Annotated in this window: 17 protein-coding genes; 10 read left to right on the plus strand and 7 right to left on the minus strand. The window is 71.2% G+C overall.

The window, feature by feature from the left end:
* Positions 1-21 precede the first annotated feature (21 nt).
* Together ABFX55_RS13235 and murA are read right to left on the minus strand one after the other, a co-directional pair.
* Entirely contained in the window at positions 22-2226 is a 2205-nt protein-coding gene (locus ABFX55_RS13235; RefSeq protein ID WP_346120839.1) for a transglycosylase domain-containing protein, read from the minus strand.
* A 52-nt stretch (positions 2227-2278) separates the two neighbouring features.
* Positions 2279-3589 (minus strand): UDP-N-acetylglucosamine 1-carboxyvinyltransferase, encoded by a 1311-nt coding sequence (gene murA / locus ABFX55_RS13240; protein ID WP_346120841.1) that lies wholly within the window; start codon positions 3587-3589, stop codon positions 2279-2281.
* A 66-nt stretch (positions 3590-3655) separates the two neighbouring features.
* On the opposite strand from murA, the gene ABFX55_RS13245 reads away from it, so the two are divergent.
* Positions 3656-4174 (plus strand): hypothetical protein, encoded by a 519-nt coding sequence (locus tag ABFX55_RS13245; protein ID WP_346120843.1) that lies wholly within the window; start codon positions 3656-3658, stop codon positions 4172-4174.
* Here ABFX55_RS13245 and ABFX55_RS13250 read toward each other — a convergent pair.
* The 4 genes from ABFX55_RS13250 to ABFX55_RS13265 all read right to left on the minus strand — a co-directional run bounded on the left by ABFX55_RS13250 (position 4169) and on the right by ABFX55_RS13265 (position 9187).
* Positions 4169-5539: an amidase gene (locus tag ABFX55_RS13250; protein ID WP_346120845.1), complete on the minus strand. Its 1371-nt coding sequence runs from the start codon at positions 5537-5539 to the stop codon at positions 4169-4171. The genes ABFX55_RS13245 and ABFX55_RS13250 overlap by 6 nt on opposite strands.
* Before the next feature lie 391 nt (positions 5540-5930).
* On the minus strand, positions 5931-6428 hold the full coding sequence (gene ybaK, locus ABFX55_RS13255; protein ID WP_346120847.1) for a Cys-tRNA(Pro) deacylase: 498 nt from the start codon (positions 6426-6428) through the stop codon (positions 5931-5933).
* Between the two features lie 18 nt (positions 6429-6446).
* Complete coding sequence (locus tag ABFX55_RS13260; RefSeq protein WP_346120849.1) at positions 6447-7913, minus strand: amidohydrolase family protein; 1467 nt, start codon at positions 7911-7913, stop codon at positions 6447-6449.
* Positions 7910-9187 (minus strand): MFS transporter, encoded by a 1278-nt coding sequence (locus ABFX55_RS13265; RefSeq protein WP_346120851.1) that lies wholly within the window; start codon positions 9185-9187, stop codon positions 7910-7912. Before ABFX55_RS13265 ends, ABFX55_RS13260 begins: the two co-directional genes overlap by 4 nt.
* Positions 9188-9378: 191 nt before the next feature.
* On the opposite strand from ABFX55_RS13265, the gene hisD reads away from it, so the two are divergent.
* From hisD to hisF, 9 genes are read left to right on the plus strand one after another with little or no spacing between them, the layout of a single operon-like run.
* Positions 9379-10689, plus strand: a complete 1311-nt coding sequence (gene hisD, locus ABFX55_RS13270; RefSeq protein ID WP_346120853.1) for a histidinol dehydrogenase — start codon at positions 9379-9381, stop codon at positions 10687-10689.
* On the plus strand, positions 10686-11756 hold the full coding sequence (locus ABFX55_RS13275) for a histidinol-phosphate transaminase (protein ID WP_346120855.1): 1071 nt from the start codon (positions 10686-10688) through the stop codon (positions 11754-11756). The genes hisD and ABFX55_RS13275 overlap by 4 nt, the downstream gene beginning before the upstream one ends.
* Positions 11753-12346, plus strand: coding sequence for an imidazoleglycerol-phosphate dehydratase HisB (gene hisB / locus ABFX55_RS13280; RefSeq protein WP_183659120.1), 594 nt, complete (start codon positions 11753-11755; stop codon positions 12344-12346). The genes ABFX55_RS13275 and hisB overlap by 4 nt, the downstream gene beginning before the upstream one ends.
* Positions 12343-12498 (plus strand): hypothetical protein, encoded by a 156-nt coding sequence (locus ABFX55_RS13285; RefSeq protein WP_346120857.1) that lies wholly within the window; start codon positions 12343-12345, stop codon positions 12496-12498. The genes hisB and ABFX55_RS13285 overlap by 4 nt, the downstream gene beginning before the upstream one ends.
* The gene (hisH, locus tag ABFX55_RS13290) at positions 12495-13127 is read left to right on the plus strand and encodes an imidazole glycerol phosphate synthase subunit HisH (protein WP_346120859.1); all 633 of its coding nucleotides are present in this window, start codon (positions 12495-12497) and stop codon (positions 13125-13127) included. The genes ABFX55_RS13285 and hisH overlap by 4 nt, the downstream gene beginning before the upstream one ends.
* Positions 13124-13453, plus strand: coding sequence for a hypothetical protein (locus ABFX55_RS13295; RefSeq protein ID WP_346120861.1), 330 nt, complete (start codon positions 13124-13126; stop codon positions 13451-13453). The genes hisH and ABFX55_RS13295 overlap by 4 nt, the downstream gene beginning before the upstream one ends.
* 5 nt (positions 13454-13458) lie before the next feature.
* Positions 13459-14181 carry a bifunctional 1-(5-phosphoribosyl)-5-((5-phosphoribosylamino)methylideneamino)imidazole-4-carboxamide isomerase/phosphoribosylanthranilate isomerase PriA gene (gene priA, locus ABFX55_RS13300; RefSeq protein WP_346120863.1) on the plus strand — a complete coding sequence of 241 codons (723 nt, stop codon included), beginning with the start codon at positions 13459-13461 and terminating at the stop codon, positions 14179-14181.
* Between the two features lie 21 nt (positions 14182-14202).
* A complete protein-coding gene (locus ABFX55_RS13305; RefSeq protein ID WP_346121978.1) occupies positions 14203-14607 on the plus strand; it encodes a Rid family hydrolase in 405 nt (134 codons plus the stop codon).
* Positions 14604-15365: an imidazole glycerol phosphate synthase subunit HisF gene (gene hisF / locus ABFX55_RS13310; RefSeq protein ID WP_183659128.1), complete on the plus strand. Its 762-nt coding sequence runs from the start codon at positions 14604-14606 to the stop codon at positions 15363-15365. Before ABFX55_RS13305 ends, hisF begins: the two co-directional genes overlap by 4 nt.
* An 8-nt stretch (positions 15366-15373) precedes the next feature.
* Here the strand turns inward: hisF and ABFX55_RS13315 are convergent, their stop codons facing one another.
* Entirely contained in the window at positions 15374-16702 is a 1329-nt protein-coding gene (locus ABFX55_RS13315; RefSeq protein WP_346120865.1) for a glutamine synthetase family protein, read from the minus strand.
* Positions 16703-16723 lie beyond the last annotated feature (21 nt).

The following is a 16723-nucleotide window of genomic DNA, read 5'->3' on the forward strand; positions in this document are numbered from 1 at the left end:
GGATCGACCTCATCCCTGCGGCTAGTGGTCGGGTCGGTGGCGTCTGCTCAGCCAGCGGTAGTACTGGCGGTAGCCGTCGCGCAGCTTCCTGAAGTGGCGCCGGTGGGAGGCCTGACGCTGCTCGGCGCGCTTCTCCGCGGCCAGGGCCTCCTCCAGGCCGGGGGTGTGGCCGCCGCCGAAGCGCGACATGTCGGGGTGGACGAACGAGGTGGGGCGGGTGTCGTGCAGCGCCGCCTCCATCGAGGCCACCCAGATCGGTCCGGGTAGCGACGCGCCCTGCACCTGGCCGTACGACTGGCCGCCGATCTCCACCCCGCGCAGCGGGTAGCGGTAGGAGCCGCGGATGTCGCCCACGCTCACCGCGGCCGCCAGGTCGGGGGTGTAGCCGGCGAACCAGGCCGAGGTGTAGCCGTTGTTGGTGCCGGTCTTGCCCGCCGCGGGCCGCCCGAGGCTCTGCCCCTTCATCGTGCCCTGGGAGAAGACGCCCGACAGGATGTGGTTGACCGCGTCGGCCACGTCGCGCTCCAACGCCTGCTCGCAGGAGGGAGGCACCCGGGTGCGCAGGCCCTCCCTGTCGACGATCTCCACGATCGCGACCGGACGGCAGTAGCGCCCTCGGGCGGCGAAGGCGGCGAAGGCGCCGGCGACCGTGAGCGGGTCCATCTCGTTGACGCCGAGCGTGAAGGTGGGCACCTCCCGCAGCGGGGCGCCGTCGGCTCTGGTGACGCCCAGCGACCTGGCCGTCTCGACCACGTTGCACAGGCCGACCCTGCGCTCCAGCATCATGTAGAAGATGTTCACCGACTTCCAGGTGCCCGTGGACAGGCTGTGCGGGCCGCCCTTCCCCTCGCCGCTGGCGTTGTAGATCTTCGCGGCGGGCGCGTTGACCGGCTTGCCCGCGCAGTCCTTGTAGCCCTCGGAGGGGACGAACATCCCCGGCGTCTTGAACCCCTCGTCGAAGCGCCAGCCCTGCTTGAGCGCCGTGGCCAGCGTGAACACCTTGAACGTCGAGCCGGCCTGGAAGCCCATGCCGCCGCCGTGCTGCACGTCGGCCGCCAGGTTGAAGGTGGTGTGCGGCCCGTTGTTCCTGTCGCCGGCGTTGCGGCCGAACTTCTTGCTGGCCGCCAGCGCCCTGATGCGTCCCGTGCCGGGCTCGACCATGGCCTCGGCCGCGACCTCGGTGTCCTCGGCGCTCACCCTGGCGGCGATCGCCCGCTCGGCGGCGTGCTGGGCCACGGGGTCGAGGGTGGTCTTCAGCACCAGGCCGCCCCTGGCCATGCGGCGCTGCCGCTCCGCCCTGGTGCCGCCGAAGACGGGGTTGGACAGCAGTTCGCGCTGCACGTAGAGGCAGAAGTAGGGGTAGGCGCTCTCGGCGCAGCCGCCCGGTTCTGGCCGCAGCCTGATGGCCAGCGGCGCCCGCTTGGTGGCCGTCGCGGTCGCCTGGGAGATCATGCCCAGCCCGGCCATGCGGTCGAGCACGGTGTCGCGGCGCTCGCGCAGCCGCGCCCGCTGGGTCCTGCCCAGCGAGGGATCGGTCGAGTACGGCAGGCGCACCGCCCCCGCCAGCGTCGCCGCCTGCGCCAGCGTCAGCTTGTCGGCCGAGGTGGAGAAGAAGCGCCTGGCCGCCGCCTCGACGCCGTAGGCGCCCGCCCCGAAGTAGGCGATGTTGAGATACCGCTCGAGGATGTCGTCCTTGCGGTACTTCTCCTCCATCGCCAGCGCCAGGCGCAGCTCGGTGATCTTGCGTGCGATGTTCGGGGCGCGGGCCGCCTGCCTTTCCTTCTCGCTCTCGGCGTTCTCGACCAGGATGTTCTTCACCAGTTGCTGCGTCAGCGACGAGCCGCCCTGCTTGATGCCACCGGCCTGGGTGTTAGCGATGACCGCGCGCAGCGTGCCCTTGATGTCCAGTCCCGCGTGCTCGTAGAAGCGGGCGTCCTCGATCGCGACGATGGCCCTGCGCATCACGGGAGCGACCCGCGAGAGCGGCACGGTGGTCCTGTTGGCCTCGTAGAACTGGGCGAATCGCTTGCCGTTCTTGTCCAGCAGCGTGGTGAGCTGTGACAACGGCTCCTCGCGAGGTGCGGGAGGCAGGTCGATGAGGGTGGACGCGGCGGTGCGCGTGGCGATCCCCGCTCCGCCGACGGCGGGAACCACCACCGCCGCCGCGAGCACGCCGCCGAGCACGCCCGCCATCCCGAGCCCGGCGACGGATTTGATCACAGTCACTCAGATGGTCTGCGACCGGCCGAACCCGGCCAAACACCTGGTTCTCCAGCCTTTACCCTTCTCTGCGGATATTCAGACCGAGCAACGCGAACTGCTCGAACGGCCGGTGGTAGCCCCGCTCGATGTGCTGGACGCCGCGCAGTCGTGACGTGCCGTCGGCCACCGCGGCGGCCAGCACGGCGGAGAACCCCGCCCTGATGTCGGGCAGCATCACGTCGGCGCCGCGCAGCTTGGACACCCCACGCACCACGGCCGAGTGCTTGGCGTTGGTGTCGTGGTAGCGGCACGCGGGGCCGCCCAGGCACTGGTCGAACACCTCGATCTCGCAGCCCATCTCCTGCAGCGCGGGCACGTAGACCAGGCGGTTCTCGAAGACCGTCTCGTGCAGCACGGACATGCCCTGGCTCTGGGTGAACAGCACCATCAGCGGCGTCTGCCAGTCGGTCATGAACCCGGGGTGCGTGTCGGTCTGCACCGCGGCCGAGCGCAGGCCCTCGGGCGGCGCGGTCGCGCAGATGTAGTCGTCGTTGATCTCGAACTGGGCGCCCATCCTGGCCAGCGTGGTGATCGCGGTGACGAGGCGGTCCTGGGGGCAGCCGTGCACGCGCACCTCGCCCCTGGTGATGAGTCCGGCGGCCAGGTAGGAGAAGGCCTCGATGCGGTCGCCCGACAGCCAGGTCTGCGCCCCGTGCAGCTCGGGGACCCCCTCGATGACGATCCTGCGGTCGGGGGAGAGCTCGATCCTGGCGCCCATGCGCTGCAGGAACAGCGCCAGCTCCACGACCTCGGGCTCCATCGCCGCGTTCTTGATCACGGTCTTGCCCTCGGCCAGCACCGCCGACATCAGGATCGTCTCGGTGGCGCCGACACTCGGGTAGGGCAGCTCGATCCTGGCCCCCCGCAGCCTGGTGGCCTTGGCGTAGATGCCGTCCTCGCCCACCTCGACCTCGGCGCCCATCGAGCGCAGCGCCTCGACGTGGAAGTTCACCGGGCGGCGGCCGATCGGGTCGCCGCCGACCAGGGGCACGAACGCCTCGCCTGCCAGGTGCAGCAGCGGGCCGAGCATGAGGATCGGGATGCGGTTCAGGCCGCTGAAGGCGTGAGGCACCTGCGGCCTGATCTCCTTCCCCTTCTCGATCCTGATCTCCTGCTCGTTGATCTTGACGTGGATGCCGAGGGCTTCGAGCATCGCCGCGGTGATGCCGACCTCGCCCACCTCGGGAGCGTTGTGGATGCTGCTCTCGCCGGTGCCGAGCATGGCCGCCACCATGTGCTTCGACACGCCGTTCTTGGACCCGCGGACCTCCACGTCGCCACGCAGCGGACCTGAGGGCTCGATCAGCCAGACCTTGTCTTCAATCACGGCACGAGCCTAACCGGGGGATACCATCGAGCAGGTTCGGACACACTTGTGAGGGGGAGTGGCCTGGTGGGGCATGTGCGGGCTTTCGCGGTGACCGTTCTCGCGCTTGCCACTCTCGGCGTCCCTGCGGGGCTGGTGTGGTCGCTGATCGCGCCGCGCGCGCCGTACGCGCTCACCGGCGAGGGGCCGGTGCTGGCCGATCCCGCGACCCAGAGCCTGATCGCCGCCGACGGCTGGTACGCCGTGATCACCGGCGCCCTCGCGCTGGCCTGCGCGGTCGTGGCGTGGAATCTGGCCCGCACCCGGCGCCTGGAGGTCCTGCTCGGGCTGGCCGCGGGTGGCGGGCTCGCGGCGTTCGTCACCTACTGGGTGGGCACCACCTTCACGCTCGGCGCGGTCACCGTGGAGGCTCAGGCGCTCGGCCCCGGCGTGAAGGTGGTGGCCGGGGCGCTGGAGCTCACCGCCAAGGGCGTGCTCGTCACCTGGCCGCTGCTGGCCGTCGGCATGTTCGGGATCATGGAGGCCGTCGTGGCCTACCGCGAGTCGCCGCTGCGCAGGCCGTACGGGGAGATCGAGCGGCTATAGGGACGGGTGGCGGGTGCCGTACCCCGTGGCCTGTTCGAAGGCGTGCGCCACGCGCAGCACGCCGGCGTCGTCGAAGGGACGGCCGACGATCTGCACGCCCACGGGCAGCCCCGTCGAGGTGAACCCGGCGGGCACCGACGCGGCGGGCGCGTGCAGGACGCTGATCCAGTAGGCCGAGCGCATCCAGGTCAGGTAGTCGGGCAGCTTCACGCCGTTGATCTCGTCGACGTACGGCTGCTCGACGGGGAACGGCGGCACCTGGCTGACCGGCGCGACCAGCACGTCGTAGGTGTCGAAGAAGGCGGCCATCCGCTGGTAGAGGCCGCTGCGCAGCTTCTCGGCGCGGGCCAGGTCGGCCCCGGTGACCAGACGGCCCTGCTCGACGTTCCACGCGGTGTTGGCGCCCAGGCCGCTCAGCTCGCCGAACGACAGCGCGTAGTACCAGGCGCGGTAGATCCTGAAGGCGTCGTCGGCGTCGGACAGGTCGAGGTCGACCTGCTCCACGTGCGCGCCGAGCCGCTCGAACACCTTGGCGGCGGAGGCGGTCACGGCCGCGGTCTCGTGGTCCACGGGCAGCCCGCCCAGGTCGGGGCTGAAGGCCACCCGCAGGCCGCGCACCGGCGCTTCGAGGTCGGCGGCGAAGGGCTCCTTGATCGAGTACGGCGAGCGCGGGTCGAATCCCGACATCACGCTCATCATCAGCGTCAGATCCTCGACCGTCCTGGCCATCGGCCCTGAGACGGCGAGGGTGTACCAGGCCGCGGTGTCGGAGATGTCGGGCACCCGTCCAGGCGTCGGCCGCAGGCCGACCACGTTGCAGAAGCTCGCGGGGTTGCGCAGGGAGCCGCCCATGTCCGAGCCGTCGGCCAGCGGCACCATCCCGGTCGCCAGCGCCGCGGCGGCGCCTCCGCTGCTGCCGCCCGCCGACCTCGACAGGTCGTACGGGTTGCGGGTGGCGCCGAAGACCTCGTTGACGGTGTGGGAGCCGGTGCCGAACTCGGGCGTGTTGGTCTTGCCGATCGCGATGGCCCCCGCGTTCCTGAGCCTTTCGACCAGGATGTCGTCCTTCGCAGGGACGTGGTCAGCGAACAGCGGCGAGCCGTACGTGGTTCTGACGCCCGCGGTGTCGACCAGGTCCTTGTGCGCGACGGGCACGCCGTGCAGGGGGCCCTTCGGCTCGCTCGCGTCGGCGGCGGCCGCCGCCTCGAGCGCCCGCTCGGCTACCAGGGTCACGATGGCGTTGACCGAGGGGTTGACCTGCTCGATGCGGGCCAGGTGGGCCCGCATCAGCTCCACGGCGCTGATCTCGCGGGCCCTGAGCAGGCGGACCATCTCGGTGGCTGTGAGGTAGTGCAGTTCGGTCACGTCTGCGATCCTGCCCCATGGCCCGCCGCGGGGCCACGGCAGCCCTTGCCGTGTTCCCACGTCCCTCGTCGTCAGCTCGGAACCGAAGCCCGCCAGTTCCCCGAAGAGCCGGGCCGAGCCACGCGCCTCCTCCTCTCCGAGAGGACGGGCCCCAAGTCCGGCGCCTTCTCCTCTCCGAGAGGACGGGCCCGGAGTCCGGCGCCTTCTCCTCTCCGAGAGGACGGGCCCGAAGTCCGGCGCCTTCTCCTCTCCGAGAGGACGGGCCCGAAGTCCGGCGCCTTCTCCTCTCCGAGAGGACGGGGGCCGAAGTCCGGCCTTCGCTTCCCGGAGATCGGGGCCGAAGTCCGGCGGCCGGTTCGTCTCCGGAGAACGGGGCCGGAGGCGCGCGGGGTCAGCCGGTCTTGGCGATCGGGGCCGTCGCCGCTCTGGTGAGATCGACCAGGTTCTTCGGCGAGGTCTCGATCTGCAGGCCCCGCTTGCCCGCCGAGAAGTACACCGTGTCGAACTCCAGCGCCGAGGCGTCGACCACCGTCGGAAGCTGCTTGCGCTGCCCGAGCGGGCTGATGCCGCCGACCACGTACCCCGTGACCCGCTCGACCTTCGCCGCGTCGGCCATCGCCGCCCGCTTGCTGCCGAGCGCCGCCGCGAACGCCTTGAGGTCGAGCTTGCCCGCCACCGGCACCACCGCCACCGCCAGCCCGCTCTCCACCTCGGCCACCAGGGTCTTGAAGATCCGGTCGTACGGCAGGCCGAGCGCGTCGGCCGCCTCCTCGCCGTAGGCCTGCGCGTTCGCGTCGTGCTCGTACGGGTGCAGGGTGAAGTCGGCCCCCGCCTTGGTCAGCGCGACCGTCGCGGGGGTGCCCTGCCCGCCCTTCTTCGCTTTGCTCACGACACCCGATCGTAACGATCAGAGGGCGGTGACGGGCCTGCCGGGCAGGGACTCGGGCAGCAGCTCGCCGTCGCGCACCACGAATTCGCCGCCCACCACGACGTGCGCGAACCCGGCCGAGGGCAGGATCGTCGACTCGTAGGTGGCGCGGTCGGCGACCGTCGAGGGGTCGAAGACGGTGAGGTCGGCGTCGCAGCCGGGCTGGACCCTGCCCTTGCGGCGCATCGCGGGCACCCCGACCACGTCGGCGGGCACGAGCGTGCACCTGCGGACGGCCTCGGCCAGGCTCAGCAGGCCCTTCTCCCGCACCAGGAGCCTGAGGACGCGCCCGTAGGTGCCTGCCGTACGGGGGTGGGAGACGACGCCCTCCGGCAGGGGCCACGCCGTAGGGTCGGCCGTGCCCGACCTCCAGAGCAGGGGCACGGCGTCGGTGGCCACGGCGGCGTCGGGGAAGGCGAGGGCGCGCTCGATGAAGGCGAACTGCGCGGGGTCGTGCTCGTCGAGCAGGTGGACGAAGACCGCGGCCCCGGGATCGCGCCGCCTGACCTCGCGCAGCGCCGCCTCGTCGGCCAGGCGGCCCTCCGCGCCGAGCAGGCCGAGCGAGTGCGGCGTGAGGCCGCGGCGGTGCAGGATCTCGGGGGCCAGGAAGGCGGCGCCCACGCCCGTCATGCCCGCGCCGTACGGGTAGGCCTCGGTGGTGACCCGCGCGCCCTCGGCGCGCACCCGCTCGACCAGCCCGAGCACGCGGTCGACGTGCTGGATCGAGGTGCTGTTGACGTGGCAGTAGTGCATGTGCGCGCCGGTCTCCGCGGCGGCCTTGACGATCTCCTCCGCGCCGTCGATCGGCGTGGTGGCGTCGAGCTCGACCAGCTCGCGGGCGTGCGTGTAGGTGGGCAACCCCGCGCGGGCGGCCAGCGCCGCGACGGCCAGGTACTCCGAGGGGTCGATCCTCGGCGCGTAGCCGACCAGGATGCCGATGCCCAGCGCGCCGTCGGCCAGGTCGCGCTCCAGCATCTCGACGATGCGCCTGACTGCGGCGGCAGGGGCCGGACGCTGCCATTCGGGGCGGCCGATGTTGGCCATGAAGTCGTCGATGTCACCTCCTGGCCGCACCCCCGCCAGCACGGCCATGCGCGCGACCGCCCACGAGGTGGCGAAGCCGTAGTTGAGCGGCCTGCCCTCGGCCGCCGCCTGCCGGTAGGCGGCCGCCACCGGGTAGCTCCCCGCCTCCAGCTCCAGCACCGTGGTCACGCCGTCGAGCGCCTGCAGCCGGTGCCCGGCCTGGTCGGCGCTGTGGCTGTGCAGGTCGATGAAGCCGGGGCAGACCACGAGCCCTCGCACGTCCACCACGGTGACGCCGGCCAGCGGGGTGGCCGACACCTCCCGCACCTGCCCGCCCGAGACGCCGACGTCACGCACCGCGTCGAGGCCGGTCTCGGGGTCGATCACCCTGCCGCCGCTGAGTACCAGGTCGTAGGTCGTCACACGGTCTCCTTCGTCGCGAGAGAGAACTGCTCGGGGCGCTGCGGCACGATCACCGCGATGAGCGCGCCCAGGACGGTCGTGCCGATGAGCAGCCCGAACGCCGCGGTGTAGGAGAAGCGGTCCACCAGCCATCCCATCACCACGGGCGCGAGCACGCCTGCCATCTGCCCGCCCACGTTGACCACGCCCATGCCCGAGCCGATGATCGAGGGAGGCAGGGCACGGAAGGGCATGCCCAGGATGCCCATCGTCGACAGCCCCGCCACCCCCAGGGCGAGAGTCTGGTAGATCGTGAAGCCCGCGGCGCTGTCGGCGCGCAGCATCAGCACCAGCAGGACGGCGGTGCACAGCAGCAGCGGGATCACGTACAGCCGCGCCCTGTCGTGGAAGAACCTGTCGAACAGCCAGCCGCCGACGAACGTGGTCAGGCACATCACCAGACCGGGGATGGCGGCGAGCACGCCGGTGTTCAGCAGGGAGATGCCGCGCTCCTCCATGAGGTAGCTGGGCACCCAGGTGATCATGCCGTAGCCGAGCATGTTGGTCGCGCAGAACAGGGCGGCGAACTTCCACACCGAGGGGGAGCGGATCACCAGGGCCAGCCCGCCGCCCCCGCTCGCCGTCTGCCCCGCGATCCGGTCCGAGCCGCTGAGCGCGGCGGGCAGTGCCTTGGGCAGCAGCGCCCACAGCGCGACACCGATCAGCACGCCCGCCACCGCGACCACCCAGAACGTGTGCCGCCAGCCGAAGACCAGCAGCAACGGCGCGACCACCAGCGGCGCCAGACCCGCGCCCAGCTGGTTGGAGGCCAGTATCGACCCCGCCGCTGTGCCCCTGCGTCCGGGTGTGGTGCGCTCGGCCAGCGCCTTGAACGAGGCTCCGGGAAACAGCCCCTGACCCACTCCGAACAGCGCCCTGATCACCAGCAGCGACACCAGCCCCCACGCGAGGCCGGTCAGCGCCGTGAACGCGGTCCACAGCACCAGGGAGACCACCAGCAGCCTGCGCGAGCCGAACCGGTCGGCGAGCACGCCGCCCGGCACCTGGCAGAGGAGATAGACCAGGGAGAAGACGGTGATGAGCCAGCCCTGCTCGGTCTTGCTGAGCGCGAACTCCTCCCCGATGTACGGCAGCGCCACGGCCATCATGACGCGGTCGACGTAGTCGATGACCCAGACGCCCATGAGCAGGCCGACGGTGACGGTGGCGGTCCTGCGTACCCGTGCGGGGGTCCATTCGTCGAGGTGGACGGCGGATGTTTCGGTGGAACCCAAAGCGCGACCTCCGGATCGCTCGTGGCGTTCCCGTCACCCTCTGTCAGCGCGCGCGACGGCGCTTCGTCCCACAAGACGAAAGTCCGGCCGAAGGTCGTGAATGGGGACGAACACCCGCCTTTCTGGGGCGAAACGCGTCCCGCATGGTGGACACGACGGGATTCCCCAGTCGGACTCCGTAGACTGAACGGGTGATTTCCCGTATCGACCTGCGCGGCTCTCTTCCCGAGAACCTGCGCGACGTGCTGCCCCGCGCCGAACTCGACGTCGAGGCCGCCCTTGAGAAGGTGCGGCCCATCTGCGAGGACGTGCGCCATCGTGGGGCGGCAGCCGTGCGCGAGCTGACCGCCAGGTTCGACGGTGTCGAGATCCAGTCCACCCGTGTCCCCGCCGAGACGGTCCTGCGGGCGCTCGACGCCCTCGACCCCAAGGTCAGGGCGGCGCTGGAGGAGTCGATCAGGCGGGCCAGGATGGTCCACCGCGACCAGCGGCGCACCGACACCACGACCCAGGTGGTCCCGGGCGGCACAGTCACCGAACGCTGGGTGCCCGTCGAGCGCGTGGGCCTCTACGTGCCGGGAGGGCGCGCGGTCTACCCCTCCAGCGTGGTCATGAACGTGGTCCCCGCCCAGGAGGCGGGCGTGGAGTCGCTGGCGGTCACCAGCCCCGCGCAGAAGGAGTTCGGCGGGCTGCCGCACCCCACGATCCTGGCGGCGTGCGCGCTGCTCGGCGTCGACGAGGTCTACTCCGTCGGCGGCGCGCAGGCGGTGGCGATGTTCGCCTACGGCACCGAGGAGTGCAGGCCGGCGACGATGGTGACCGGTCCCGGCAACATCTGGGTGGCCGCCGCCAAGCGCCTGCTCAAGGGTGTCATCGGCATCGACTCCGAGGCCGGCCCCACCGAGATCGCCATCCTCGCCGACTCCACCGCCGATCCCAGGCACGTGGCCGCCGACCTGATCAGCCAGGCCGAGCACGACGTCATCGCCGCCGCGGTCCTCGTGACCGACAGCGTGGAGCTGGCCGAGGCCGTGGAGAAGGAGCTGCCGGGACAGGTGGCCGCCACACGCCACTCCGAGCGCGTGGCCGAGGCACTGTCCGGCAGGCAGTCGGGCATCGTGCTGGTCGACGACCTCGCCGCGGGCCTCAGGGTGGTCGACGCCTACGCCGCCGAGCACCTGGAGATCCAGACCGCGAACGCGGCCGAGCTGGCGGCGAGGGTCAGGAACGCCGGGGCGATCTTCGTCGGGCCGTACAGCCCGGTGAGCCTGGGCGACTACATGGCCGGCTCCAACCACGTGCTGCCCACCGGCGGCTGCGCCTGCCACTCCAGCGGACTTTCGGTGCAGACGTTCCTGCGCGGCATCCACGTGGTCGACTACACCCGCGAGGCGCTGGCCGAAGCCGCCGCGCACACCTGCGTGCTAGCCGACGCCGAAGACCTGCCCGCCCACGGTGCGGCGATCCGTGCCCGATTCGACTGGGAGATTCCGAACCAGTGAATCTCGAAGACCTTCCCATCAGGGACGACCTCAGGGGCAGGAAGCCGTACGGCGCGCCCCAGCTCGACGTCCCTGTGCAGCTCAACACCAACGAGAACCCCTATCCGCCCTCCAAGGCGCTGGTCGACGACCTGGCCGAGGAGATCAGGCGCGACGCGGCGGGCCTCAACCGCTACCCCGACAGGGACGCGCTGGCCCTGCGCGCCGACCTGGCCGGCTACCTCGGTCACGGGCTCACCACCGAGCAGCTGTGGGCGGCCAACGGCTCCAACGAGGTGCTCCAGCAGATCCTGCAGGCCTTCGGCGGGCACGGCCGCACCGCGCTCGGCTTCGAGCCCTCCTACTCGATGCACCCGATCATCACCACGGGCACGAACACCGAGTGGGTCTCGGGGGCGCGCGAGGACGACTTCTCCCTCGACGCGGACAAGGCGGTCGCGGCCGTCGAGGAGCACAGGCCCGACATCGTCTTCCTGACCTCGCCCAACAACCCGACGGGCACCGCGCTCCCGCTGGAGACGATCTCCAGGGTGGTCGAGGCCGCGCCCGGCATGGTCGTGGTCGACGAGGCCTACGCCGAGTTCGCCCGATCCGGCACGCCGAGCGCGCTCACGCTGCTGCCCGAGCACCCCAGGCTGATCGTGACGCGCACCATGTCGAAGGCGTTCGCGATGGCGGGCACCAGGCTCGGCTACCTGGCCGCGCATCCGGCCGTGGTCGAGGCGATGCTGCTGGTGCGCCTGCCGTACCACCTGTCGACGGTCACGCAGGCGACGGCCAGGGTGGCGCTGCGGCACAGGGCCGAGCTGCTCGGCACGGTCGACGCGCTCAGGCGGGAGCGCGACGACACGGTGGCGTGGCTGCGCGCCCTCGGCTTGACGGTGGCCGATTCGGACGCCAACTTCGTGTTGTTCGGGCGTTTCGAGAACCGGCGCACGATCTGGGAGGGACTGCTCGAGCGTGGTGTGCTGATCCGTGAGGTCGGGCCGCCCGAGTGGCTGCGGGTGTCGATCGGCACCGGCGAGGAGATGTCGGCATTCCGTGCCGCTCTGGAGGGGGTTCTGTGAGCAGAGTCGGTCGCGTCGAGCGCGCCACCAAGGAGACCTCGGTTCTGGTGGAGGTGAACCTCGACGGCACAGGCCTGGTCGACGTCGCCACCGGGGTCGGGTTCTACGACCACATGCTCGCCCAGCTCGGCAAGCACGGCCTGTTCGACCTCACCGTCAAGACCGAGGGCGACCTGCACATCGACTCCCACCACACGATCGAGGACACCGCGCTCGCGCTGGGCGCGGCCTTCCGCGAGGCGCTGGGGGACAAGTCGGGCATCAGGCGGTACGGCAACGCCTCCTGCCCCCTGGACGAGGCGCTCGCCGAGGTCACGGTCGACCTGTCGGGCCGTCCGTACCTCGTGCACGCCGAGCCCGAGGGCATGGCCCCGATGATCGGCCCCGAGTACGACACGACGATGACCAGGCACATCCTCGAGTCGTTCGTGGCGCAGGCGGCGATCTGCCTGCACGTGCGCGTCCCGTACGGGCGCAACGCCCACCACATCGTCGAGGCCCAGTTCAAGGCGCTGGCCAGGGCGCTGCGCGAGGCCAGCGAGCCGGACCCGCGCGCCACGGGCGTGCCGAGCACCAAGGGTGTGCTGTGAGTGACAACTGGACTGCCATCGCGATGGTCTTCATCGGGCTGTTCCTGGTCGGCGGGGTCGTCTCGCTGTTCAAGCAGGGCCTGAAGATCGGCGCGGTGATCTGTGGAATCGGCGCCGCGATGGCGCTGACGGCGGGGGTGCTGTGGTGGTGAGCAAGAACGTCGTCATCCTCGACTACGGCTCAGGCAACCTGCGCTCGGCCGAACGCGCGCTGGCCAGGACCGGCGCCCAGGTGACGGTCACCTCCGACTACGACGCGGCGATGGACGCCGACGGCCTGGTCGTGCCGGGCGTGGGCGCCTTCGAGGCGTGCATGAAGGGCCTGAGGAGCGTGGCCGGCGAGCGCATCATCGGCCGCCGGCTGTCGGGGGGCCGCCCGGTGCTGGGCATCTGCGTCGGCATGCAGATCCTGTTCGAGCGCGGCGTCGAGCACGGCGTCGAGACCGAGGGCTGCGGCGAGTGGCCCGGCACGGTCGAGCGCCTGGAGGCCCCCGTGCTGCCGCACATGGGGTGGAACACCGTCAAGGCGCCCTCGGGCAGCGTGCTGTTCGCCGGCCTCGACGCCGACACCCGCTTCTACTTCGTGCACTCCTACGGCGTGCGCGAGTGGGAACTCCAGGCGGGCGACGGCTTCGCCGTACCGCTGGTGACCTGGGCCGAGCACGGCGTGCCCTTCGTGGCCGCCGTGGAGAACGGCCCGCTCATGGCCACCCAGTTCCACCCGGAGAAGTCGGGTGACGCCGGCGCGGTGCTGCTGAAGAACTGGGTCGGCACGCTTTGAGCAAGGAGCGGGCGCGGCGCAGGGCCGTACGCGAGGCCGAGAGAGAGCGGGCGGCCAGGCTGAACGCCGAGCGGATGGCCCGCAGGTCCCGCCGCAGGGCGCTGGCCGCCAGGCTGACCCCTCGCCCCGTCCGCTTCGCCAGGCAGGGCGGCCTGCTCGCCCGCAGGCAGCGCGCCCAGAACGGCGTCGTCGCCCTGCTCTTCCTCATCGTCCAGCTCCTGACCTGGCTGCTGTGGTCGTCGTGGCAGGCCAGCCTCGCCGTGTTCGTGCTCTCCTTGCTGTTCGTCCCTGTGATCGTCACGCTCGCCTTTGACCGGAGGACCTGAAGAAGATGTCGCTCGTACTGCTGCCCGCCGTGGACGTCGTCGACGGCCAGGCCGTACGCCTCGTGCAGGGAGAGGCCGGAACTGAGACGGGTTACGGCGATCCGCTGACCGCGGCGATGGCCTGGCAGAAGGCCGGCGCGGAGTGGATCCACCTGGTGGACCTCGACGCGGCCTTCGGCCGGGGCTCCAACAAGGATCTGCTGGCCGAGGTGGTCGGAAGGCTGGACATCAACGTCGAACTGTCCGGCGGCATCCGCGACGACGCCTCGCTCGAGGCCGCGCTGGCCACCGGGTGCAGGCGGGTGAACATCGGCACCGCCGCCATCGAGAAGCCGGACTGGTGCCGAAGGATACTCGCTGAGTATGGTGACAAGATCGCCGTCGGGCTCGACGTGCGAGGTACTACGCTGGCGGCACGCGGCTGGACCGAGGCGGGCGGCGACCTGTGGGAGGTGCTCGACAGACTCGACGCCGACGGTTGCCCGCGGTACGTGGTGACGGATGTGACCAAGGACGGAACACTGCGCGGCCCGAATCTGGACCTGCTGCGCCAGGTCTGCGATCGAACCGACAAGCCGGTCGTCGCGAGCGGAGGCGTCTCCTCTCTCGATGATCTCATCGCCCTCACCTCTCTCACGCCCCACGGCGTGGAGGGCGCGATCGTGGGCAAGGCACTGTACGCGCAGGCTTTCACGCTGGAAGACGCTCTCGCCGCTGTTCGCGGCTAGGGCCAAAGGGAGGGACGCGTGATGGGCCAGGCAAGCTGCGTGCGCGAGGGGACGAGGATCTTCTCGGGCGGCGTCTGGGAGGAGAAGTACGGCTACGCCAGGGCGGTGGTGGCCGGGCCGCGCGTCGTGGTCTCCGGCTGCACGGCCACGATCGAGGGCGAGGTGCGGCACGTCGGCGACGCCTACCGGCAGGCCATGACGGCCTTCGACATCGCGCTCGAGGCGGTCGAGGCGGCAGGGCTGGCCAGGGAGGACGTGGTCATGGTGCGCTACTACGTGGTGGACGACAGCCACTACGACGCGGTGGGCACCGCCCTGTCCGAGGTGCTCGGGCACGTCAGGCCCGCCTGCACGGGCGTGAAGGTCGCGGGTCTGATCGACCCGCGCATGCTGGTCGAGATCGAGATCGAGGCGTTTCGGGCATGACGGTCGCGGTTCGAGTCATCCCGTGTCTGGACGTGGACGCGGGGCGCGTGGTCAAGGGCGTCAACTTCGAGAACCTGCGCGACGCGGGCGATCCGGTCGAGCTCGCCCGCCGCTACGACGAGGAGGGCGCCGACGAGCTGACCTTCCTCGACATCACCGCCTCCTCCGGCGAGCGGGAGACGATGTTCGACGTGGTCCGCAGGACCGCCGAGCAGGTCTTCATCCCGCTCACCGTGGGCGGCGGCGTCCGCTCGGTCGAGGACGTCAACAGGCTGCTGAGGGCGGGCGCGGACAAGGTGTCGCTCAACACCGCCGCCATCGCCCGTCCTGAGCTGCTGACCGAGGCCTCCCGCAGGTACGGCGCGCAGTGCATCGTGCTGTCCGTCGACGCCCGCAGGGCCGAGGGCACGCCGTCCGGTTTCGAGGTCACCACGCACGGCGGACGCAGGGGCACCGGCATCGACGCGGTGGAGTGGGCGGCCAGGGGCGAGGAGCTCGGCGTCGGCGAGATCCTGCTCAACTCGATGGACGGCGACGGCACACTCGACGGGTACGACCTCGAGATGCTGCGCGCGGTGCGAGCCGCGGTCAGCGTGCCGGTGATCGCCAGCGGCGGCGCGGGACGGCTGGAGGACTTCCCTCCCGCGGTCGCGGCGGGCGCGGACGCGGTGCTGGCGGCGTCGGTGTTCCACTTCGGCACGCTGAAGATCTCCGAGGTCAAGCAGACCCTTCACGCGGCGGGCCACCCGGTCAGGTAGCGCCGCCGTCAGAAGACGCGCAGGTGGTGGAAGAGCTCGAAGGCGGCGTCGCGCTCCTTGAAGGCGGCCGCCTCCGAGCGCTTCACCGCCAGGTAGGCGCCGCTGCGCAGCGGCCCGAGCGCCGTCATCAGCAGTGAGTCGGCCTCCAGCGCGTCGAGCGCCTCGTCGAGGGACGACGGCAGCCTGGGGTAGGCGCCCGGCCTGGTGTCGGGGTCGACGAGCACGGGCTCGCCGGGGTCGAGCCCGCGGCGGATGCCGTCGAGGCCCGCGTGGATGACCGCGCCGAGCGACAGGTAGGGGTTGGCCGAGGAGTCGGAGGGCTTGAGCTCCAGGTTGACCGACCCGGTCTGCCCCAGGGGCGAGCAGACCCTGACAGCCGCCTCCCTGTTGTCCGGCCCGTGGACCGCGTAGGCGCTGGACCACATGCGGGGCGCCAGCCGCCTGAAGCTGTTGACGGTGCCGCAGGTCAGCGCCGTCAGGGCGGGCAGGTGGTCCAGCAGGCCGCCCACGAAGGCGTTCATCAGGCCGGGGTCGCCGTCGAAGAGGTTGGCGTGACGCTCGCGGTCCCACAGCGACAGGTGCAGGTGGGCGCCGTTGCCCGCCTGGTCGGCGATGGGCTTGGGGGCCAGCGAGGCCCACATGGACATCCGCAGCGCCACCCCGCGGACCGTCTCGCGGTAGAGGATCTGGTTGTCGGCGGCGCGCAGGGCGGGGGCGTGCCTGATCGACAGCTCCTGCTGGCCGTGGCCCAGCTCGGGGTGGTAGTGCTCGACCCGCAGCCCCTGGGCCTCGAGCGTGCGCACCAGCTTGATCGCGTAGTCGTGGGCGAGGTCGAAACCGATGGTGGAGTAGCAGAGGCTGTCGTCGAGCGGCACGAGCGTGTCGAGGCCGCCTTCGGGGTCGGCGACGCGGTGGCCGAGCGTGAACTCGGGCTCGAAGGCCGCCTCCAGGGCGTAGCCCTCGGCCTCCAGAGCGGCGACCGCCTCCTTGAGAAAGGTGCGCGGGCACGCGCCCCACGCCGACCCGTCGAGCTGGACCAGGTCGGAGACCATGGCCGCGGCGCCGGGAGAGTAGGGGAGAAGCACGAATGTCGACGGGTCCGGCATGATCCGGACCTCGCCGACGGGTCCGAAGTGCTCGACCTCCTGCAACTGGTCGAGCATGTTCATCGCCATCATCGCCACGGTGTGCCCGATGCCCGAGCTGAGGCGCTCGGCCAGGCGCGTGCGGGAGGCCGCCTTGCCGCGGATCACCCCGCCGTGGTCGGCGTAGAGAAACCGGACGAGCTCGACGCCCTCGATCTCAGCCCGTTCGATGACGCTCTGGCGGTCTCTCATAGGCACCCCACCCGACCGACT

It is taken from the genome of Nonomuraea roseola (assembly GCF_039535395.1).
GTDB lineage: Bacteria > Actinomycetota > Actinomycetes > Streptosporangiales > Streptosporangiaceae > Nonomuraea > Nonomuraea roseola.